The organism is Cytobacillus citreus (genome assembly GCF_018343665.1).
GTDB lineage: Bacteria > Bacillota > Bacilli > Bacillales > Cytobacillaceae > Cytobacillus > Cytobacillus citreus.
Genome location: NZ_JAGYPM010000005.1, coordinates 1 through 21,132, shown reverse-complemented (window position 1 = coordinate 21,132; position 21,132 = coordinate 1). Strand labels below are relative to the sequence as shown.

The window sequence follows — 21,132 nt, the reverse complement described above, 5'->3', positions numbered from 1 at the left end:
CTTTTGGTGGTGATACTGCAGTGATTGGCTGTTTATGTATTCATGGCTTTACAGGTGCGCCTTCTGAGGTTGAGCCGCTTGTAGCCTATTTAAAAAAGCGTACGAATTGGGAAATTGCAGTTCCGACATTGCCTGGCCATGGTGAAACGCTATCCTTAAAAGGAATAGAATATAAAAACTGGATTGAACATGCTGAGCAAGAATTACATCGACTTATCGAAAAATGTGAAACCGTTTATGTCATTGGTTTTTCAATGGGCGGTTTAATTGCAAGCTATTTAGCCGTGCATTATCCAGTGAAAAAACTGGTTTTACTTAGTGCAGCAGCATTATATGTAAGTCCAAAGATTTTATTTAGAGATATGGGTGAAATGGTAAAAGATCTTGTTAGAGGTCGCTTGTCAGAAAATGAAATGTTTATAAGATATAAGCGAAAAATTAAAGCAACTCCAATTACAGCGACCCTTCAATTCCGGAGACTGGTTGCAGCGATCAGGCCGATTTTGAATCAAGTCACGATCCCAACTCTTATTGCGCAGGGAGAAATTGATGGAGTCGTGCCTCCAAAGAGTGCACAATACCTCTATCAAAATATTGGAACGACAGCTAAAAAGCTTATTTACTTAAAAGAATCTAAGCACCTTATTTGCCATAGTAAGGAAAAGGAAAAGCTCTTTTCAGAAATTCATCATTTTTTAAGCTAATATTCGTAATGCCATATAGCCTGTGATAAGTGACAGAATGATAATCCACTTTTTTAGGGATTACTTTCTGCTCGCTTCTCACAGGCTTTTTTTAAGAGGCCAAGAAAGTATACCTTTTCTCGAGTTGCAGAAATGGAGAAACTAGTTATTTGAAAAAGTAGACATAGAGATTAAATGAAAGGGAAATAAATCCATTTTTCTGTAGAATGAGCCCTATTTCTGCAACAAATCTAAATGAAAAATAGTCCAAAACGAGGAGTTAACTCTTTCTTCCTTCCATTGCAAACAGGCATGTATAGTGGTAAAATAAACAACAAAGTGCCAAGAGGATTTTCTTTTGAAACCTGGACATACTCCTGTTGGAGAATGTCTTTTTTCACTTTTATATAGGATTAATTGGGTAGGGAGAATTTTTAGCGCAGTTTATGGCAATTATTATTAAATTATACAATGAACGTATTCCCTAACCTAATTTCATTGAGTGAGATCTTCTTCGCAATACTGATTGCGCCTTCACGTTTGTGTGGAAGAGTGTACTTATAGGTTTCATGGTGCAATCACCTCCAATATCGGATACATTTTATTCACTAGTTTTAATTAGAAGGAGAATGAACACATTGACAAAGTTTCAAGATTTGGGCATAAGCCTTGCAACGATGAAGTCTCTGAAAAGAATGGGATTTGAAGAAGCAACACCGATACAAGCACAAACGATCCCTTTGAGCTTAGAAAATAAGGATTTGATCGGACAAGCTCAAACGGGTACAGGAAAAACAGCTGCGTTTGGAATTCCTATGATTGATAAAATTGATAATGAAAAGGATGTTATTCAAGGTATCGTTATTGCACCAACACGTGAGCTTGCGATTCAAGTGTCAGAGGAATTATACAAAATTGGTTATGGGAAAAGGGCAAAAGTATTAGCTATTTACGGCGGACAAGATATTAATCGCCAAATTCGTGCTTTGAAAAATCGCCCGCATATCATTGTTGGTACCCCTGGACGAATTTTAGACCATATTAACCGAAAAACTTTACGTCTTGAAAATGTTCATACAGCGATTCTTGATGAGGCAGATGAAATGCTGAATATGGGCTTTATTGAGGATATTGAAGCCATTCTTGCACAAATTCCTGAAGAGCGCCAAACATTATTATTCTCAGCGACAATGCCGCCTCCAATCCAAAGAATGGCTGAACGATTTATGAAGGATCCTCAAATCGTTCGTGTAAAGACTAAGGAAGTAACGGTTCCTCTAATTGAACAATACTATGTAGAAGTGCAGGAAAGAAGCAAATTTGATATTTTGACAAGACTTCTTGATATACAGTCTCCTGAACTTGCTATTATATTCGGACGAACAAAGCGCAGAGTCGATGAGCTTTCAGAGGCATTAAATCTAAGAGGCTATAATGCTGAAGGAATTCATGGGGATTTAAGCCAAGCTAAGCGTATTTCTGTATTACGTAAATTCAAAGAAGGTTCAATTGATGTTCTTGTAGCAACTGATGTAGCAGCGCGCGGTCTAGATATTTCTGGTGTCACACATGTATATAATTTTGATATTCCACAAGATCCTGAAAGCTATGTACACAGAATTGGCCGAACAGGGCGTGCTGGAAAAACGGGTGTGGCGATGACTTTTATCACCCCTAGGGAAAAGTCCTATTTACAAGTTGTTGAAAGAACAACAAAAAGAAAAATGGACAGAATGAAGCCGCCAACTTTAGACGAAGCTCTTGAGGGTCAACAAAAAGCTGTTATTGAACGTATTTTGCAGTCGGTGGAATCGAATAATCTACAATATTATAAGCAGGCAGCAGAAGAGTTGTTGGAGCAGCAAGATGCAACGATCATTGTTCAGGCTGTATTGAAAATGCTAACAAAAGAGCCAGATACAACACCTGTTAAGTTAACGGAAGAAAAGCCGTTACCTGCGAAAAGAGATCGTAGACCAGACGACCGAAACAGGTCCTATAGTGGTGGCCAAAAAGGAAGACAAAAAGCACCAGTGAGGTCTCGCCAAAGCTCAACAGGAAAACGCCACAACAATGACAGAAACAGAAGCAATTCAAATAGTTATCGTTAAAGCAGAAGAGAGCATGCAGGCATGCTCTCTTCTTTTTTTGCTCGTAAAAGACTTCTTAAGCTTTTGTCATATTGAGATCCCATATGATCCCATAGGCATCTTTTACTTTTGCGTATTTTGCACCCCAGAAGGTATCTTGCAGCTCCATCAAAATAGAGCCGTTCTTACTTAAGTGATCATAAATCATTTGAATTTCTTCTTCGTTCTCAAATTCTAAAGCTAATGAGATGTTATTACCTAACTGTACGGAATCATTCAAAAATGAATCGGAAGCCATGAGGAATAGGTCGTCTTTTTTAAATTGTGCATGCATGACTCGATCATCTGCTTCAGGTGGAGTTGGAAAATCTGCTTCACCGAAGGTTTGAAGATTCAATATTTCTCCTCCGAAAACTTCTTTATAATATTCTAGCGCCTCTTTTGCATTGCCGTTGAATGTTAAATATGGTGTTGCTTGACCTTTCATATGTATCACTCCTAAATTAATATGATCCCTACCATATTTCCCATTATATATTCATTCTAAACAAAAATAAAGAACAAATGTTCTTGTTGGTGAAAAATTCGAAACCATTTCCACTATTTAATGGTAAAATAATTAAGGTCCTTTTCTTTTGTTAACTAATTGGAAAGTTTAATAATGTCATTGCTATTCTTCAATAAAGTGAAACTTTGATCAGTGGGGGTTTTCTTCAGCCCCCACTGATCATTAGTTGAACCAATCGGGCTTTTACGGGCTGTTCATCTCCCACCTAAACTTCTCTGAATTCTCTAAGTTTTGAGGTGGGAGTCTTACAGCCCGTTAATGCGGGATAAATCTTCTGCTAAAAAAGATCGTAAGTATAACTAAGGCATTCGCCTGATGGCTTCTAACTTTTTCTAATAGATACTATTGAAGTTTAAATGAATTTTCAGGAGGTAGAGCATGATTTTGGAACCACAAAAAAGAATATCTGAAAGAGGCTTGAAGGTATGGAGAATTTCGGGTGTCATCCATTCATTGTTTTCTCTTTTGCTTTCAGGGGGACTTATCGGACTAACGATTGCCTTTGATTGGCCAATTTGGATTATCGGAGCTGCACTTATTTTTTATGTAATTGATACATATTTATTTGTTATGCTCATTCCTACATTGAGATGGAAGCGATGGAGGTATGAGGTACGAGAGAATGAAATTGAGCTGCAGCATGGTGTGTTTGTAATAAAAAGAACGCTCGTGCCAATGATTCGAGTTCAGCATGTTGATACGAAACAAGGGCCCATATTACGAAAATATCAGTTAGCAACTGTTGCTGTATCAACTGCTGCTACAGTCCATGAAATCCCGGCATTGGATATGAATGAGGCTGAGGAACTGCGATTCTTCATTTCGAAGCTTGCAAGGGTGGCTGATGAAGATGTCTGAACCGAAAAGGCTCCATCCTATTTCAACCGTTGTTAATGCCTTAAAACAATTAAAGGACTTAATCATCCCGTTTCTTGTTTTTGTTGTATTTGGCAGTAAAAATGGTGGCTTTCAACTGGTTTTTCCAGCCGTCATCGTGGTTTTGGTCCTTATTGGCGGAATTCTATCTTGGTTAAGATATACCTATCGTTTGGAAGAGGGCGAGCTGCGGATCGAATATGGTATTTTTGTGCGAAAGAAGAGATATATTCCCTTTGAACGCATACAAAGTCTTGATTTATCGGAAGGTATTTTACAACGGCCATTTGGTTTAGTAAGGGTGAAGGTAGAAACAGCTGGCTCTAGTAAAGGAGAGGCTGAGGCAGTACTAACTGCAATACCAAAAGAAGCGGCAAATCTTATTCAACAGACAATATTTTCTGCCAAAAATGAGGGCAATAGTACTCATACAGAAGAAGATGTTCAAAAGAACAGGGATGAATCACTGTACAAAATATCTACTAGTGAACTATTTCTCCTTGCATCTACATCTGGGGGAGCCGGTGTCGTTCTATCAGCTGTAGCGGCATTCGTATCCCAATTTGAAGAAATTATCCCGTATGATAAAGTATTTAATCGTTTTGAAAGCTTTATTGCAAGTGGAGTTATTTTTATAAGTATTCTTGTATTTATTGGCTTTTTAATTGCATGGGCTATTGCTTTAGTTGGAACGATGGTTAAGTACGCTGGATTTACTGTAAATAAAGCGGGCGATGATCTTATTATTACAAGAGGACTTTTAGAAAAGCGTCAGCTGACAATCCCTTTACATCGAATTCAAGCAGTTAGAGTATCAGAAAATTTAATTAGACAGCCGCTTGGCTATTGTACCGTTTATCTCGAAAGTGCAGGCGGTTCAGCTTTAGATGCAGAAAGCTCTAAAGTTATGATTTTGCCGATTATTAGGAAAAATAGAATCTCTGAGATATTATCTCCGTATTTAACCGATTATCATTTTGAGCCCAGTATCACCCCTGCTCCCCGCAGGGCAGTAAAAAGATATTTAGTAAGAGGCTTGCTTTGGAGTTTGCCAGTGGCAGCTATTCCAGTCCTATTTTTTAGACCATGGGGGTATTTAGCTCTTATGTTAGTCGTCATTTCCGTCATAGTATCTTATTTTAATTTTAAAGACGCAGGATGGAATTTGGATCATCATCAGCTTACGTTAAGATTTCGTACGATAAATAAAAATACTATTTTTATGAAGAGAAGCCGTATTCAATCTTTAAGCATCAAGGAAAGCCATTTTCAAAGGAAAAAGGAACTGGCAACCATTCATGCTAAGGTCATGTCAGGTTCAGGAGGAACAAGCGGTAAGGTATCTGATTTGGAGAAAGAGGATGTATACGAAATATATAAATGGTATTCCTATACAAAGTAAAAGCGCCGAAATGGCGCTTTCAGGCTGTTGACAAACGCTCTCTTTCTTCGTTACTCACCTTCCTGCGGTGCTCATTACCCATCCACGGTAACTCTGCTCCTCGTAAGGCTTCGTGCCTCGAAAGACAAGCGTTTTCAATAAGCCTGAAAAGATAATGAATTATACTTTGTCTACACTTTGAAAGCATCGAAATGGTGCTTTTTTATTTTGTGAAAAATCGCCTAGAGAAACGACAAATTTTTGTGACAAAAATCCTTTATTAAATCTAGCTAAAACATTCTAAATACCTATATAATAATAGTAATTTGCTAAAATGAGACAATAATTGTAATCCTTTAAAACGTTTATAGTGAAAATGAACTACCTTTCTTTAAGATGCAAGCCTACTCCGAGTGATTGATTTTACCCTTCTGCTTTCTGAAGGATAGATTGATGAGAGCTCTTATTGCGTCCTATGGAAATATGGTCAAAGTGGATAAAGCGGATAAAGCGGAACACAGGAGGGAATAGAAATGTTTGCGACAAAGAAAAAAAATAATCAGCTGCTAGAGGAAAATTTAGAATTAAAAAACCGTTTAAAAATTATTTTTGAGAAGGCTCAGCATAATGAAGTATTTCTTAATGATTTTATTAATAACTTTAATAACGAATTAAATATCGCTATTGAACAGCATGAAAAAGTAAATGGGCAGCATGATGTCCTTGCTGAATTAGTCGAAAAAATTATGGAACGCTTTGATAATGTGAATGATATTAGCCAATTGTCTTATGATAAATCACTAGGCTTACATGAAAAAGGTCAAAATTTAATTGAGTCGACTATTGATATGGTAAAGATTTCAGAGGAAGGCAGAGATTCTGTCAGTAAAGTAGAAGGTCTAATCGCCAAGCTCGGAGAACAATTAAATGAAACATCTGTAAAAATGAATCAATTAAATGAACGATCAAAAGAAATTGAGATGATTGTGAAAGTAATTAAAGAAATTGCTGACCAAACCAATTTATTAGCACTTAATGCGTCAATTGAAGCAGCAAGGGCTGGCGAACATGGTAAGGGTTTTGCTGTAGTTGCTGAAGAAGTTAGAAAACTTGCGGAAAATACGGCAGAAAGCACTAATAATATTAGCATCCTCACACAAAATATTCAAAAAGATATCGAGGATTCTTTACAATCAACAAGTAGAAGTACCGGATTAATCGAGGATGGAATCCAGCTAAGCACAGATACTACTAGCAAAATTAATTACATATTAACAGTCATCAATAATGTTCAATCTGAGGTAAAGGACGTCATTGGCACGATTGAGGAGCAAACAAATTTCTCTAATGACGTGATGAATGAAATAAAAGAAACAAAATCGATTTTTGAACAGGCGAATGAATTGATCACTCGACATATTCATGATGCAAGCCTTGTTGATGAGAAATTAGAAGTTGGAATCAAGCATATTGCGGAATTAAGTAATTGGGGTAAAGAGCTGTAGAAAAATCAGTGTAACGGTATTATCGCAGATTAACGGGCAGTAAGACCCCCACTTCTAGGATTCGCGTATGCAAAAAAGAGTAAGTGGGGGATTAACTGCCCGTAAATGCCCATAAAATGAACACAGACTAAAAGCGCCACATCGTGTGGCAACGTCTGCGTGACCCACTTCCTGTGGGCCGCAACTAACCATCAATGGGGGATGAAGAAAAACCCCCACTGATGGAAGTTTCACTTTATCAGAAAAAGAGCATCAAATTTGATGCTCTTTTTAACTACGTATATTGCTATAAATATTATTTAACCTCTACAACAAATGTGAAGGAGACTTCTCCGTTAGACCATTTTGCTACTACTTCATAAATATACCGGCCCTTATTTGCTGGAAATGTAATTTGTTTTCCCTCCAAAGCTATATTCTCTCTATCAGAATTCCATAAATACGCACTTAAATTGGGGTTTTGTTCAATCTCAATGGTCGCTTTACTATTCGGCTCCACAACAATTGCTTTGAAATTTTCTGCAATCTGTGTAGGGGATGCTGCGTCAGTTTGAGTAGTTTGATTGCCCTTTTTCCACTCAAAGCCTCCCCTAGCCATTTCATATCGGGTTTTATTGATTTTAACAAAACCTGTTAAATCAGGTGGGAATTTATCATTTTTGAAAATGAATTTTGATAAAGATGGTTGAACAGTTTCGTTTCCACTTTGAGAAAGTTCAATATGTAATGCATCAGCTTGAGCTGGATATGATTCTTTAATCGCACCATCGATCCAAATGACAACTTCTTGCCCTTCTTTATAATTATTGATATTTTCGTTCTTGTTTAATGTTATCCAAATTAAGCCGGTTTCTGCATCATCAACTAAAATACGGCTTCCCTCAATGTCTATTTGTGTAATGATGCCCTTTTTATCAAATTCTCCTTTAACAGTATCTCCCTCTTGATTACAGCCTACTAAGGTAAAACAAAATATGAATAAAAAAGTGATATATTTTTTAATATGAATTTTATTCACCCCTTTTATCGCAGATTAACGGGCAGTAAAACCCTCACTTCAAGTTTGCGAGAGAATCAAAGAAACCAAAGTGGGGATCAACTGCCCGTAAAGGCACGTAAAATGAACACAGACTAAAAGCGCCACATCGTGTGGCAACGTCTGCGTGACCCACTTCCTGTGGGCTGCAACTGGATGAACGCAGACTAAAGACACGACGTCCTGTCGTAACGTCTGCACTAGCACATCCTGTGCTTCGGAAACCCCTCACTGATGGAAGTTTCACTTTATCTGAGTAGACGAGGAATGTTAATAAATGTTTCACTTAAGAAGTTTCCCTTTTTTAGACAGTAATGCTAACCCTAATAGAAAGCCTGCAAGGAGTCCGAATAAGTGGGCAGTCACATTGATATTTGGCTGTAAAAAGGTCATGATCACCCCGATGATCATAATCGTTAAGATGATCTGTGAATTTCCTTTTGAAATAAGATCTTTTCTAATCATCGTGGCTGCAGCGTAAAAACCGAATAAACCAAAGATGGCCCCGCTTGAACCGACGTGTATGTAAGTTAATGGTTCTAGAACAAGCGTCGCGACATTTGCTGCAATTCCTGAGATGAGATAAACGAAAATGAATTTCCATTTCCCAATCATTTGTTCTAAAGCAGGTCCAAAAAGGACAAGGGAAAAACTATTAAAAAGCATATGAGGAAAGTCGCTATGCATAAAAATGGGTGTGATTAGGCGCCAATACTGCCCCTCTACAATATAAAGGTTAACCCCGGCGAAATTCTCATAAAGCCATAAATTCGGGAAAAATGGCAAGACTGAAATGAAATAAAGTACAATATGAATAGTGATGATAATGGAAACAATCGGATAAAAACGTAAAAATTCTTTAAAGCTTTCCGTCCTTGTAAACATAAGGTTCCTCTTTTCTTATCATTATCACGCTATCTGCGATAATAACTTTACTTATTGTTTATGCTCATATTATATGAAATAGAAGGAAGATGAAAGATGATATCTGGAATTGGAATTGATATTGTAGAGCTTGATCGGATCAAAAAAATATATGAGAGGCAAGAGAAGTTCGTTGAACGCATTTTGACCTCTAAAGAAAAAGCAGAATTTAAAGTATTAACAAAAGAAAGAAAAACGGAATATTTAGCGGGAAGGTTCGCCGCTAAAGAAGCCTTCTCTAAAGCAATGGGAACAGGTATTGGTGAAGCCTTATCTTTTTTAGACATTGAAATTGAAAAAGATGCAAGAGGAAAGCCGTATTTTTCTAAACCATTGACACAAGGTGTTCATTTATCCATTTCTCACAGCAAAGAATATGCCGTTGCGCAAGTGGTTATTGAAAAGTAATGTAAAAAGTGTTTAACCGTTATAGTACCATGCATTGGAATTAAAAAAGCTTGTCATTCTTCCTAGCATATTCCTTATGGTTGTCTCATATATTCATAGTGCAATAGGAGAGACAAGGAATTGGCTAATTAAATTTTTATGGCCAATCCTCTTTCTCCTCCACGATTAGCGCAAATCAAAGTCAGCTTTCAACATGAATATTCTATCCGAATGAAAGACTTTAGTTATTCCCTGATGATTGGGTAAAGTGTTCGGATATACGACCCCATGTTGAAAACAGACTTTCGTGCTGTGGATGGACAATACACGCAAATAGAGGCAAAAGGGGTTGAAGGAATGAGGAGAAAATGGTTCATGCTGCTAGTTGGGCTATTGGCAGTGATTGCATTGTCTGCTTGTGGGGCGAAATCCAAAGATGATGTAATTAAGGATTTGAATGGAAAAATTGAAGGAATTAAGGGCTATAAAGCAACTGCGAAAATGACATTGGAGATGGGGACTGAGCCACAAGTATATGAAATTGAAGTTTGGCATAAAGATCCATCCTACTATCGTGTCAATCTCAAAAATGCCCAGAAGGATCAAAGTCAAATGATTCTCCGCAATGATGATGGAGTATTTGTTCTTACACCAGCACTTAATAAAAGCTTTCGATTCCAAAGTGATTGGCCTCAAAACAGCAGTCAAGCTTATTTATACGAATCTTTAGTAAAGGATATTGTCGAGGATAAAGTAGCTAAATTCACAGAGACGAAGAATCATTACGTTTTTGAAACAAAAACAAGATATCAAAATAATCAAATGCTGCCAACACAAGAAATCACGTTGAAGAAGTCTGACCTGTCACCAGTGGGTGTAAAGGTTATGGATACGGATAAAAATGCCCTTGTGAAAGTAGAATTTTCCGAAGTGAAATTTAATGCCTCTTTTGATAAAAAAGATTTTGATATGCAAAAAAATATGACAGGAGCCCAGCTTTATGTTCCTGTTTTAGCAGAAGTAGATAATGAAGAGTTCTCTGTGAAGTATCCTTCTGAATTCCCTGGTGCGAATTTAGTCGATGAAAAAGAACTGACGACAGATAACGGAAAACGAGTTATCTTAACATATGATGGAGAGAAATCCTTCACTCTCATACAGGAAAAGTCGGTTGTGATGCCAGCAGTATCCACTTTTACAACTGTCAAAGGGGAGCCAGTTGATTTAGGTTTTACAATTGGTGCTCTTTCAAATAATACGATTAAGTGGACATATCAGGGAGTCGATTATGTTATTGCATCAACAGACCTAACGAAAGAGGAACTGGTAGAGGTTGCACAATCTGTTCAAGAAAGCACAGTGAAATAATCCTTTCGGGCTCTGAAAAGGGCCATTTTTGACACATTAAGAAAGTATAAATTGCCAGCGCAGAAGATGATTCGACATAGTTGCTAATTTTAGGAATTAAGTACGAGGGACAGGACAAGGAAGGCTTCGATAGCATTCACATCGCACGAAGGAAAAGCGATAGCTTTTACGAGGATGTGGCATGTATGAGCGCGATAAGTGCAACTACGCCTCTGTCTTCGCCTTTCCAAGGCTCGCCAATCGGCGAGTTTTCTTTAGCTAATAGGAAAGTTTAAGTTTATTAACGTACTAAAGTGATGTCAAGTTTCTATAAGATTCCCTGTAAACAATATCGCATAAGCAAAACTAAGGCATTCACCAAAAAGGACTTGGTGAATGCCAAGTTTTTCTAATGCCTTTTTCTTAAGGTCTAAAATTTTGCTTTGCATAATTTAAATTTAGATATTCCCCGAACATTGAATTTGACAACCTGTCGACAGAGTTCGATAATCTTAATTATATAAATTGAAGAAGGTGTCAAAAGGATGGGGACTATCGTGGATTGTCAAACTGCATTTTATAGGGATACTTGGGCGGAAATAAACTTGGATCATATTTCATATAATATTGAAAAAATGAGAGAGTGTTTGCATGAAGATGTTCAGGTTTTTGCCGTTGTAAAAGCAAATGCTTATGGGCACGGAGATTTTGAAATTGCGAAAACGGCGCTTGCTGCAGGTGCTTCCTATTTAGCTGTGGCCATTCTGGACGAGGCTCTTTCTTTAAGAAAAAAAGGAATTACAGCACCTATTCTTGTACTTGGAGCCTGTAAACCGGAGCATGCTGGAATTGCAGTGGAAAATAACATTACGCTAACGGTTTTCGATCATGAGTGGCTAAAGAATGCAAGACATTTTGTTAGTGCTGATCACCAATTAGTGATACATGTAAAATTTGATACAGGGATGGGAAGATTGGGTATTCGAGAGCAAGATGAGCTTGAAGAGCTTGAGGCAACCATCAATAAAGATTCCTTTATTAAAATGGAGGGTGTATACACACATTTTGCAACAGCAGATGAGCTGGATACCCATTATTTCAAGAAGCAATTGAATCAATTTCAAGAAATGATTTCTTGGCTTAAAATAACACCGGATATTATTCATACAAGTAACAGTGCAGCAGCATTGAGATTTTCTGAAGCTCATTTAAATGCAGTTAGAATGGGGATATCCATGTATGGTCTAACCCCATCGCTAGAAATAGAGCCTCTTCTTCCTTTTCCATTAAAAACGGCATTTACGCTGCATACTAAACTCGTAAATGTGAAAAAGGTGCAAAAAGGGGATAAGATTAGCTACGGATCTACCTATGAAGCAACAGAAGACGAATGGATTGGAACGCTGCCAATTGGGTATGCGGATGGATGGCTGCGCAAGCTTCAAGGACAAGAGGTCCTTATAAATGGAAAACGAGCACCAATAGTAGGAAGGATTTGCATGGACCAATGTATGGTAAAACTTCCATCACAATTACCAGTAGGAACAGATGTTACTTTAATTGGACAGCAGGGTGAAGAACAAATTACTGTCGATGAAATTGCGAAAAGGCTTCAAACCATTAATTATGAAATTACTTGTATAATGGGCGGCAGAATTCCAAGGGTTTATAAGAAAAATGACGAAGTGACTAAGGTCATTAACAACCTGCTATAATCAGGGTAATATTCACCAAAATTATTGAAATATGAACAAAGAAAAGCCGTTTCATTATAATATTATTTCACCTTATGCATAAAAGGATATTTTTTTGGCGGATAATATTGAAGAATTGATAAATTCCCTTTGCATTGCATCGGTTTGATGATAATATTAAAAATGGTAGATATAAATGGTGTGTAGTGATGGTGGAGGTGTTTGTTTGTGTCTGAGTCCAGCGCAACAACAGAGATAATGGTTAAATTACCGCAACATCTTTTAACCGAGTTAGATGGCTTTGTTAAGCAGGAAAACGTAAATCGGAGTGAATTCATTTATCAAGCAACCAAAATGTATTTGCGCGAACGAAAAAAAAGACAAATTCGTGAATCCATGAGACGCGGCTATATGGAAATGGCGAAAATAAACTTGACGATTGCATCTGAAGCATTTCTAGCAGAATTCGAGGCGGAACACACAGTTGAACGTCTAGTAAGCGGAGGGTAATCCTTTGATTGTCAAACGTGGTGACGTTTATTTTGCAGACCTATCCCCAGTTGTTGGTTCAGAACAAGGTGGCGTCCGTCCAGTGCTTGTCATCCAAAACGACATCGGGAATCGGTTTAGTCCCACAGTAATTGTTGCAGCAATCACTGCTCAAATTCAAAAAGCTAAGCTGCCTACTCATGTTGAAATTGATGCAAAGCGCTACGGCTTTGAAAGGGATTCAGTCATCTTGTTAGAGCAGATTCGAACAATCGATAAACAGCGCTTAACCGATAAGATAACTTCTCTCGATGACGAAATGATGGAAAAAGTGGATGAAGCCGTACAAATTAGCTTAGGTCTCATCGAATTTTAATATGAATACGCTCTCTTTAATGAAGAGTGGATTATTTGCATGCATTTTTTGCGTTATTATTTTATAAAAAAAATACGATCATCTACCTATGACAAGCACTCAGTGCTTGTCATTTTTATTTGGAGAAAGCCAAATTATCTTTGAACAAATACTGCTGTATGAAACTCTAGAAAGAATTTGGTAATATATAATACAAGACTTAATGGCTGGAGGTAGGGTTCTTGGAAACAACTATTGCTAAACAAAATCAATTTTTAGAAACCATTGCAAAAGAACAATCATTATCATTCAAGCAGGTTAAAAATACAATTGGCCTTCTTGAAGAGGGAAATACAGTTCCTTTTATTGCCCGTTATCGGAAAGAACAGACTGGTGCATTAGACGAGGTTCAAATCCGTAATATTATGGAGCGTTGGCAATATATACAAAATCTTGAGCAGCGTAAAGAAGAAGTCCTTCGACTAATTGATGAACAAGGGAAATTAACAGATGATCTAAAGAACCAAATTCAAAGGGCTGAGAAGCTTCAGGAAATAGAGGATTTATATCGTCCATATAAACAGAAACGCCGTACAAAAGCGACAGTTGCAAAGGAAAAAGGCTTAGAGCCATTTGCTGAGTGGATGATGATCTTCCCAATGCAAGAATCCCCAGAGGAAAAGGCGAAGGAATTCCTCTCAGAAGAAAAAGAAGTGAATACCATAGAGGACGCCATTTCGGGTGCAAAGGATATCATTGCGGAATGGGTTTCAGATGATGCGGATAGCAGGAAGTGGATTCGTCAAGAAACGACGAAAACAGGAACAATCGAATCTGCCGTTAAGGACGAAACGAAGGATGAGAAAAAGGTTTTTGAAATGTACTACGAATATGAAGAGCCAATTTCAAAAATCGTTCCACACCGTACACTGGCTCTAAATCGCGGAGAAAGTGAAGAAATTTTGCGCATAAGCATTAAGCCGAATATCGATTTCATTTTAAAATATCTTCATAAAAAATGGGTGAAGAAGGAAAGCTCACCGGTAGCAACACTTGTACAAGAGGCTTATGAGGACGGCTACAAACGATTAATTCAGCCATCCATTGAAAGAGAAATTCGCAATGAATTAACCGAAAAAGCAGAAGAGCAAGCAATTAAGATCTTTTCCGAGAACTTGCGAAATTTATTATTGCAGCCGCCATTAAAAGGGAAAGTAGTATTGGCGGTCGATCCAGCATATCGAACAGGCTGCAAGCTAGCAGTTGTTGATGAAACAGGGAAGGTTCTAAAAATAGGGGTTATTTACCCACATCCCCCAGTCTCAAAGGCGAAAGAAGCAAAAACACAAATTATTGATATCATCCATGCTTTTCAAGTGAAGATGATTGCCATTGGAAATGGAACGGCATCCCGCGAGACAGAACAATTTATTGCAGATATTTTGAAAGAGTTAAAAGAGGAAGTATTCTATCTTATTGTGAATGAAGCAGGTGCCAGTGTATATTCTGCTTCAGATCTAGCTAGAGAGGAATTTCCTGATCTTCAAGTTGAAGAAAGAAGTGCGGTTTCAATAGGACGCCGCCTGCAGGATCCGTTAGCAGAGCTTGTGAAGATTGATCCGAAATCTGTTGGAGTAGGACAATATCAGCATGATGTATCTCAAAAAAGATTAACAGAATCATTAGCTTTTGTAGTAGAAACAGCTGTTAACCAAGTAGGTGTGAACGTAAACACGGCCTCGCCATCGTTACTGCAATATGTAGCAGGTCTCTCCAAAACAGTTGCAAACAATGTTGTAAAGATGCGAGAGGAAGAAGGGAAATTTTCCAATCGTAAGCAGCTTAAAAAGATACCGCGCCTTGGAGCAAAAACATATGAGCAGGCAATAGGATTCTTAAGAATTGTAGATGGTTCTGAACCATTAGATCGTACGGGAATCCACCCTGAAAGCTATCCAGAAATAATCAAGCTGTTAAATAATCTAGGCTTTAAAACAAGTGATTTAGGATCTGCCGCTTTGAAGGAATCACTTTCGCAATTAAATGTGGCAGAAGCGGCTGTAGAATTAGGAATGGGTGAATTAACATTAAAGGATATCATTGATGCTTTAGTGAGACCTGCAAGGGATCCTCGTGATGATTTGCCGCAGCCTCTCTTGAAGAAGGATGTCCTTCAATTAGAAGACTTGCATGCTGGAATGGAACTTCAGGGTACCGTACGTAATGTTGTCGATTTTGGAGCCTTTGTTGATATTGGAGTTAAACAAGATGGACTTGTTCATATCTCTAAACTAAGCCGCCGATTTGTGAAGCATCCTCTTGATATCGTCTCAGTAGGAGATGTTGTTACAGTTTGGGTTGATTCAGTTGATAAAACCAAAGGACGGGTCTCCTTAACGATGTTAGCTCCTGGCAAGTAAATAAATATATGTATGGAATCGAGCATGAAATGATTGGTTTTGTGCTCGATTTTTTTTAACTGTTTATTATCTGAATAATCGGAGGAATAAAAATGGTTGGTGAAGCAAAGAAGATAATATTAAAAGAAATAAATCGTCTTTATCCGGTGACTGTAGATAAAATAGAACAAATTACGAATGAAATGTTTTATTGTAGCGGGAAGGAAAATAGCTATTTTGCCCGAATAACCAATTATAAAACATATGAAGAGCAATTAGATGAAGTAAGTTGGACACATCATTTGTATAAAAACGGGATAGGGGTAGCTCCAATCGTTCATTCACTTAATGACCATTTAGTTGAAAGGGTGGTAGTCCCTCAGGAGAAATTAATCGTCTTATTTAAGTCTGCCCCAGGGGATCATTTGCCAAGATCTAAATGGAAAGCACCAATATTTAAAGAAATCGGTAAGCAAATTGGAAAAATGCATCGTATTACAATGGAGTATCAACAGCAGAACACTAGTCATTTTCTGTATGATTGGTATGAAAATGAAGAATATAATTTTTTGAAGTATATACCTGAAGAAGGCAAATTAGTCAAAGGATTATAGAAGAAATTAAGTTGATTCCAAAAACTCAACATACGTATGGTTTAATACATGGTGACGTTTGGCTTGAAAATGTAGTTGTTACAGAGCGAAATGAAATAACAATGCTCGATTTTCAAGATTGCGAAAAGCATTACTATCTATACGATTTAGCAGTTCCTTTATATTCGGCATTAGAGTACTCCTTCTCGGGGGCTGGAAATATTAAAGATTATGGACGATCAATAACTACATCCTTGTTAGAGGGATACTCACAGGAAAACCATATTCCGAAAGAAATACTTGAGAAGCTTCCTCTATTTTTAAAATTAAAAGAGATTTTTGAGTATAGTTTAATGCATATGTATTGGGATAAAGAAAAATTAAGTGAAGAACAGATTAGGATATTAAACCATTATCGCATTCGTTTAGAGAATAAATACCATGCTATTCATATAGAATCTGATTTATTGTTAAGTTTCTTGTGAAAAGTAACCGATTAAAACGGTTGTCCCATAAGGTGTCTAGCATCCACATAATAACGATATCTAAAATTCCACTTGCTTGTTGATCAATAGAATTTTTCGTGGCACCTGACACCTTTGCTTTTGGAGAGCCCGTTTATTTCGAGTGTTGAGTGAATCGATTTATTAATTTATTGCTTTAGGAGCAGTGTTTTTTTCTGTAAAAAAACCAGCATTGGTTTAATAATTTTATTTGTGAACGATCCTTTTCAAAAAAAGCACGTTGCATTTGATTTTGGAACCACACAGGCATCTAAATACCTCCCTGAAATAAATCCTAATGTACTTTTTAAAAAATAAGAAAGTATAACTTTTCTCGAGTTTGAGAATTGTCTAGCTCCAGCGCCTACCCCCGACGTACAGGACGTACTAGTGTCGACAAAGCGACAAGACGTCGCGTTTTTGTCGACCTCGAGGTCATAAGACAGTCCGCCAAGAAAGTTAAAGAACAACTTTCCCGTCGGCCTGTCTTATGCTTGTCGGTGGTGAGCACTAAGGAAAGCTGCTTTGAATAATCATCGCAGGAACAATCTGACCTTTGATTGTTTCGAAGGCGCTTACGCTTTTCTTATATGAATGGGTATATATAATGTATGTTATAATAGGTTGTCATGTTCACACTAAATTAAAGGGAGAATAATGAGATGGATGACTTAGAATTACAAAAGCTTGTTGAGGAAATTTCTCATAATAGTTTTAGGAAACCATTTCGGCATAAGGCTTTCTTTAATTCAAGACTTCGCTCTACAGGAGGGCGTTACATGCTGAACACTCATGATATAGAGATAAATAGAAAATACCTTGATCAACTTGGATATGATGAATTATGCGGTATTATCAAACATGAGCTTTGCCATTACCATCTTCATATAGAAGGAAAAGGATATAAGCATAGAGATAAAGATTTTAAACAATTAATGAAGGAAGTTGGTGCTCCAAGATATTGCTCGCCGCTTCCTGAGCGAATGAAAAAAAAGAAGGTAAGTAAGAGGAGAATCATTTATATTTGCAATGATTGTAAACAAATTTATGAGAGAAAAAGAAAGATCAATACTCAAAAGTATGTTTGCGGAACATGCAAGGGGAAATTAAGGATAAAAGAAGAATTAGTATGTAATTAATTTTTTTAAAAAATATTATTGACTTTTCATTGCTAGGTTTTTATAATTGTAAGAGTCGATAAGATGATAGACGAAATTAACGCTTTATTAAATGAGTCTGGATTGCTTGATTTAATCGACTTTTTAAGTGAATAATACTAATTATTCCGCAGTAGCTCAGTGGTAGAGCATTCGGCTGTTAACCGAACGGTCGTAGGTTCGAATCCTACCTGCGGAGCCATTATGGGGAAGTACTCAAGAGGCTGAAGAGGCGCCCCTGCTAAGGGTGTAGGTCGCGTAAGCGGCGCGAGGGTTCAAATCCCTCCTTCTCCGCCAGAACTAATTCAAACGATGGCCCGTTGGTCAAGCGGTTAAGACACCGCCCTTTCACGGCGGTAACACGGGTTCGAATCCCGTACGGGTCACTTTCAAACAAATTAATTTAATGGTCCGGTAGTTCAGTTGGTTAGAATGCCTGCCTGTCACGCAGGAGGTCGCGGGTTCGAGTCCCGTCCGGACCGCCATTTCTTTTGGGGAGTACTTGAAAGATTAATCAAGTAACTAATTCGAAGAAGTATTTCATAAAGATTTCATCAGTGGGCTATAGCCAAGCGGTAAGGCAACGGACTTTGACTCCGTCATGCGTTGGTTCGAATCCAGCTAGCCCAGCCAATTTGTATGAGCCATTAGCTCAGTCGGTAGAGGATTGCGAAAGCTTACAGTCCGAAGCGACACATCCTCGAGTAGTAAGCAGTAGCAATCTGCAACAAATCACAAAGAGATTTGGAGCACAATTTCGACTACAGACAAAATAGAGGAAATCATATTTTTTATGAGCCATTAGCTCAGTCGGTAGAGCATCTGACTTTTAATCAGAGGGTCGAAGGTTCGAGTCCTTCATGGCTCACCATCTTTTCTCAGACAATAATAAGTCGGATTGAATTTATCTTTTAAGAATTTTTTTTAGTTTTATATTTTTGCGGGTGTGGCGGAATTGGCAGACGCACCAGACTTAGGATCTGGCGCCGCAAGGCGTGGGGGTTCGACTCCCTTCACCCGCACCAGTAGTTAGCAGTTGAATTGTTTGTCGATTTCTGTTATTATTGTTTTTATCACTTTATTAAGCGGTCGTGGCGGAATGGCAGACGCGCTAGGTTGAGGGCCTAGTGGGGGCAACCCCGTGGAGGTTCAAGTCCTCTCGGCCGCACCAAAAAAACTTGTTGACATCAAAAGTGAAACGATATATAATATGTAAGTCGCTTTAATAAATGCGCCCGTAGCTCAATTGGATAGAGCGTCTGACTACGGATCAGAAGGTTATGGGTTCGACTCCTTTCGGGCGCGCCATTTACGGGAAGTAGCTCAGCTTGGTAGAGCACTTGGTTTGGGACCAAGGGGTCGCAGGTTCGAATCCTGTCTTCCCGACCAGTCGAGAAATATTAATAATAAGCGGGTGTAGTTTAGTGGTAAAACTACAGCCTTCCAAGCTGTTGTCGTGGGTTCGATTCCCATCACCCGCTCCAAAATTGTTCTTTGAAAACTGAACGAACAAAAACGTCAACGTTAATTCTAAGTCTTTTTATAAGACATTTTTAAGAGCTAATCTTACTCTTTATTGGAGAGTTTGATCCTGGCTCAGGACGAACGCTGGCGGCGTGCCTAATACATGCAAGTCGAGCGGACTTGTGGGAGCTTGCTCCCGCAAGTTAGCGGCGGACGGGTGAGTAACACGTGGGCAACCTGCCTGTAAGACTGGGATAACTTCGGGAAACCGGAGCTAATACCGGATAATTCTTTTCTACACATGTAGGAAAGCTGAAAGATGGCTTCGGCTATCACTTACAGATGGGCCCGCGGCGCATTAGCTAGTTGGTGAGGTAACGGCTCACCAAGGCAACGATGCGTAGCCGACCTGAGAGGGTGATCGGCCACACTGGGACTGAGACACGGCCCAGACTCCTACGGGAGGCAGCAGTAGGGAATCTTCCGCAATGGACGAAAGTCTGACGGAGCAACGCCGCGTGAGTGATGAAGGTTTTCGGATCGTAAAACTCTGTTGTTAGGGAAGAACAAGTACCGTTCGAATAGGGCGGTACCTTGACGGTACCTAACCAGAAAGCCACGGCTAACTACGTGCCAGCAGCCGCGGTAATACGTAGGTGGCAAGCGTTGTCCGGAATTATTGGGCGTAAAGCGCGCGCAGGTGGTTCCTTAAGTCTGATGTGAAAGCCCACGGCTCAACCGTGGAGGGTCATTGGAAACTGGGGAACTTGAGTGCAGAAGAGGAAAGTGGAATTCCACGTGTAGCGGTGAAATGCGTAGAGATGTGGAGGAACACCAGTGGCGAAGGCGACTTTCTGGTCTGTAACTGACACTGAGGCGCGAAAGCGTGGGGAGCGAACAGGATTAGATACCCTGGTAGTCCACGCCGTAAACGATGAGTGCTAAGTGTTAGGGGGTTTCCGCCCCTTAGTGCTGCAGCTAACGCATTAAGCACTCCGCCTGGGGAGTACGGCCGCAAGGCTGAAACTCAAAGGAATTGACGGGGGCCCGCACAAGCGGTGGAGCATGTGGTTTAATTCGAAGCAACGCGAAGAACCTTACCAGGTCTTGACATCCTCTGCCAACCCTAGAGATAGGGCGTTCCCCTTCGGGGGACAGAGTGACAGGTGGTGCATGGTTGTCGTCAGCTCGTGTCGTGAGATGTTGGGTTAAGTCCCGCAACGAGCGCAACCCTTGATCTTAGTTGCCAGCATTCAGTTGGGCACTCTAAGGTGACTGCCGGTGACAAACCGGAGGAAGGTGGGGATGACGTCAAATCATCATGCCCCTTATGACCTGGGCTACACACGTGCTACAATGGATGGTACAAAGGGCTGCGAGACCGCGAGGTTAAGCGAATCCCATAAAACCATTCTCAGTTCGGATTGCAGGCTGCAACTCGCCTGCATGAAGCCGGAATCGCTAGTAATCGCGGATCAGCATGCCGCGGTGAATACGTTCCCGGGCCTTGTACACACCGCCCGTCACACCACGAGAGTTTGTAACACCCGAAGTCGGTGGGGTAACCGTAAGGAGCCAGCCGCCTAAGGTGGGACAGATGATTGGGGTGAAGTCGTAACAAGGTAGCCGTATCGGAAGGTGCGGCTGGATCACCTCCTTTCTAAGGATATATAGAAGTATT

At 39.2% G+C, this 21,132-nt stretch carries 16 protein-coding genes, 11 tRNA genes, 1 rRNA gene and 1 pseudogene; 25 read left to right on the top strand and 4 right to left on the bottom strand.

Features of this window, described 5'->3' with window-relative positions:
• Window positions 1-20: 20 nt before the first annotated feature.
• Window positions 21-704: an alpha/beta hydrolase gene (locus KHA94_RS20460; protein WP_213103982.1), complete on the top strand. Its 684-nt coding sequence runs from the start codon at window positions 21-23 to the stop codon at window positions 702-704.
• A gap of 617 nt (window positions 705-1,321) precedes the next feature.
• Window positions 1,322-2,794 (top strand): degradosome RNA helicase CshA, encoded by a 1,473-nt coding sequence (cshA, locus tag KHA94_RS20455; protein WP_249365659.1) that lies wholly within the window; start codon window positions 1,322-1,324, stop codon window positions 2,792-2,794.
• A 55-nt stretch (window positions 2,795-2,849) separates the two neighbouring features.
• On the opposite strand, the gene KHA94_RS20450 is transcribed toward cshA, so the two are convergent.
• Window positions 2,850-3,260 carry a VOC family protein gene (locus KHA94_RS20450; protein ID WP_213103980.1) on the bottom strand — a complete coding sequence of 137 codons (411 nt, stop codon included), beginning with the start codon at window positions 3,258-3,260 and terminating at the stop codon, window positions 2,850-2,852.
• 459 nt (window positions 3,261-3,719) lie between these two features.
• On the opposite strand from KHA94_RS20450, the gene KHA94_RS20445 reads away from it, so the two are divergent.
• The 3 genes from KHA94_RS20445 to KHA94_RS20435 all read left to right on the top strand — a co-directional run bounded on the left by KHA94_RS20445 (window position 3,720) and on the right by KHA94_RS20435 (window position 7,103).
• Window positions 3,720-4,199 carry a PH domain-containing protein gene (locus KHA94_RS20445; protein WP_213103979.1) on the top strand — a complete coding sequence of 160 codons (480 nt, stop codon included), beginning with the start codon at window positions 3,720-3,722 and terminating at the stop codon, window positions 4,197-4,199.
• Complete coding sequence (locus KHA94_RS20440; RefSeq protein WP_213103978.1) at window positions 4,192-5,619, top strand: PH domain-containing protein; 1,428 nt, start codon at window positions 4,192-4,194, stop codon at window positions 5,617-5,619. The genes KHA94_RS20445 and KHA94_RS20440 overlap by 8 nt, the downstream gene beginning before the upstream one ends.
• 512 nt (window positions 5,620-6,131) lie before the next feature.
• Window positions 6,132-7,103, top strand: coding sequence for a methyl-accepting chemotaxis protein (locus KHA94_RS20435; RefSeq protein WP_213103977.1), 972 nt, complete (start codon window positions 6,132-6,134; stop codon window positions 7,101-7,103).
• Window positions 7,104-7,398: 295 nt separating this feature from the next.
• Here the strand turns inward: KHA94_RS20435 and KHA94_RS20430 are convergent, their stop codons facing one another.
• A complete protein-coding gene (locus tag KHA94_RS20430; protein WP_213103976.1) occupies window positions 7,399-8,121 on the bottom strand; it encodes a DUF3221 domain-containing protein in 723 nt (240 codons plus the stop codon).
• Window positions 8,122-8,421: 300 nt separating this feature from the next.
• Window positions 8,422-9,024: a rhomboid family intramembrane serine protease gene (locus tag KHA94_RS20425; RefSeq protein WP_213103975.1), complete on the bottom strand. Its 603-nt coding sequence runs from the start codon at window positions 9,022-9,024 to the stop codon at window positions 8,422-8,424.
• Window positions 9,025-9,120: 96 nt separating this feature from the next.
• Here KHA94_RS20425 and acpS point away from each other — a divergent pair, with 96 nt between their 5' ends.
• The 7 genes and pseudogenes from acpS (at window position 9,121) to KHA94_RS20390 (ending at window position 16,812) form a co-directional block, all read left to right on the top strand.
• The gene (gene acpS, locus KHA94_RS20420; RefSeq protein WP_213103974.1) at window positions 9,121-9,471 is read left to right on the top strand and encodes a holo-ACP synthase; all 351 of its coding nucleotides are present in this window, start codon (window positions 9,121-9,123) and stop codon (window positions 9,469-9,471) included.
• Window positions 9,472-9,807: 336 nt separating this feature from the next.
• Window positions 9,808-10,818, top strand: a complete 1,011-nt coding sequence (locus tag KHA94_RS20415) for a LolA family protein (protein ID WP_213103973.1) — start codon at window positions 9,808-9,810, stop codon at window positions 10,816-10,818.
• A 524-nt stretch (window positions 10,819-11,342) separates the two neighbouring features.
• On the top strand, window positions 11,343-12,512 hold the full coding sequence (gene alr / locus KHA94_RS20410) for an alanine racemase (protein WP_213103972.1): 1,170 nt from the start codon (window positions 11,343-11,345) through the stop codon (window positions 12,510-12,512).
• Between the two features lie 207 nt (window positions 12,513-12,719).
• On the top strand, window positions 12,720-13,001 hold the full coding sequence (locus tag KHA94_RS20405; RefSeq protein WP_057775732.1) for a CopG family ribbon-helix-helix protein: 282 nt from the start codon (window positions 12,720-12,722) through the stop codon (window positions 12,999-13,001).
• 4 nt (window positions 13,002-13,005) lie between these two features.
• On the top strand, window positions 13,006-13,356 hold the full coding sequence (ndoA, locus tag KHA94_RS20400) for a type II toxin-antitoxin system endoribonuclease NdoA (protein WP_057775733.1): 351 nt from the start codon (window positions 13,006-13,008) through the stop codon (window positions 13,354-13,356).
• A gap of 221 nt (window positions 13,357-13,577) precedes the next feature.
• Window positions 13,578-15,755 (top strand): Tex family protein, encoded by a 2,178-nt coding sequence (locus KHA94_RS20395; RefSeq protein ID WP_213103971.1) that lies wholly within the window; start codon window positions 13,578-13,580, stop codon window positions 15,753-15,755.
• 92 nt (window positions 15,756-15,847) lie between these two features.
• Window positions 15,848-16,812, top strand: a pseudogene (locus tag KHA94_RS20390) (phosphotransferase enzyme family protein).
• A 175-nt stretch (window positions 16,813-16,987) separates the two neighbouring features.
• Here the strand turns inward: KHA94_RS20390 and cmpA are convergent.
• A complete protein-coding gene (gene cmpA / locus KHA94_RS20385) occupies window positions 16,988-17,101 on the bottom strand; it encodes a cortex morphogenetic protein CmpA (protein WP_146846361.1) in 114 nt (37 codons plus the stop codon).
• Between the two features lie 391 nt (window positions 17,102-17,492).
• On the opposite strand from cmpA, the gene KHA94_RS20380 reads away from it, so the two are divergent.
• The 13 genes from KHA94_RS20380 (at window position 17,493) to KHA94_RS20320 (ending at window position 21,111) form a co-directional block, all read left to right on the top strand.
• Entirely contained in the window at window positions 17,493-17,969 is a 477-nt protein-coding gene (locus tag KHA94_RS20380; protein ID WP_213103970.1) for a SprT family protein, read from the top strand.
• 145 nt (window positions 17,970-18,114) lie between these two features.
• A tRNA-Asn gene (locus KHA94_RS20375) sits at window positions 18,115-18,189 on the top strand.
• 4 nt (window positions 18,190-18,193) lie between these two features.
• Window positions 18,194-18,284: transfer RNA gene (locus KHA94_RS20370), tRNA-Ser, on the top strand.
• A 17-nt stretch (window positions 18,285-18,301) separates the two neighbouring features.
• Window positions 18,302-18,373 (top strand) — tRNA-Glu (locus tag KHA94_RS20365).
• Between the two features lie 22 nt (window positions 18,374-18,395).
• Window positions 18,396-18,472 (top strand) — tRNA-Asp (locus KHA94_RS20360).
• Between the two features lie 73 nt (window positions 18,473-18,545).
• Window positions 18,546-18,620, top strand: a tRNA-Gln gene (locus KHA94_RS20355).
• A gap of 162 nt (window positions 18,621-18,782) precedes the next feature.
• Window positions 18,783-18,858 (top strand) — tRNA-Lys (locus tag KHA94_RS20350).
• Window positions 18,859-18,927: 69 nt separating this feature from the next.
• Window positions 18,928-19,012: transfer RNA gene (locus tag KHA94_RS20345), tRNA-Leu, on the top strand.
• 60 nt (window positions 19,013-19,072) lie between these two features.
• Window positions 19,073-19,158: transfer RNA gene (locus KHA94_RS20340), tRNA-Leu, on the top strand.
• A gap of 60 nt (window positions 19,159-19,218) precedes the next feature.
• Window positions 19,219-19,295, top strand: a tRNA-Arg gene (locus tag KHA94_RS20335).
• 4 nt (window positions 19,296-19,299) lie between these two features.
• Window positions 19,300-19,376 (top strand) — tRNA-Pro (locus tag KHA94_RS20330).
• A gap of 21 nt (window positions 19,377-19,397) precedes the next feature.
• Window positions 19,398-19,471 (top strand) — tRNA-Gly (locus KHA94_RS20325).
• Between the two features lie 89 nt (window positions 19,472-19,560).
• Window positions 19,561-21,111, top strand: a 16S ribosomal RNA gene (locus KHA94_RS20320).
• Window positions 21,112-21,132 lie beyond the last annotated feature (21 nt).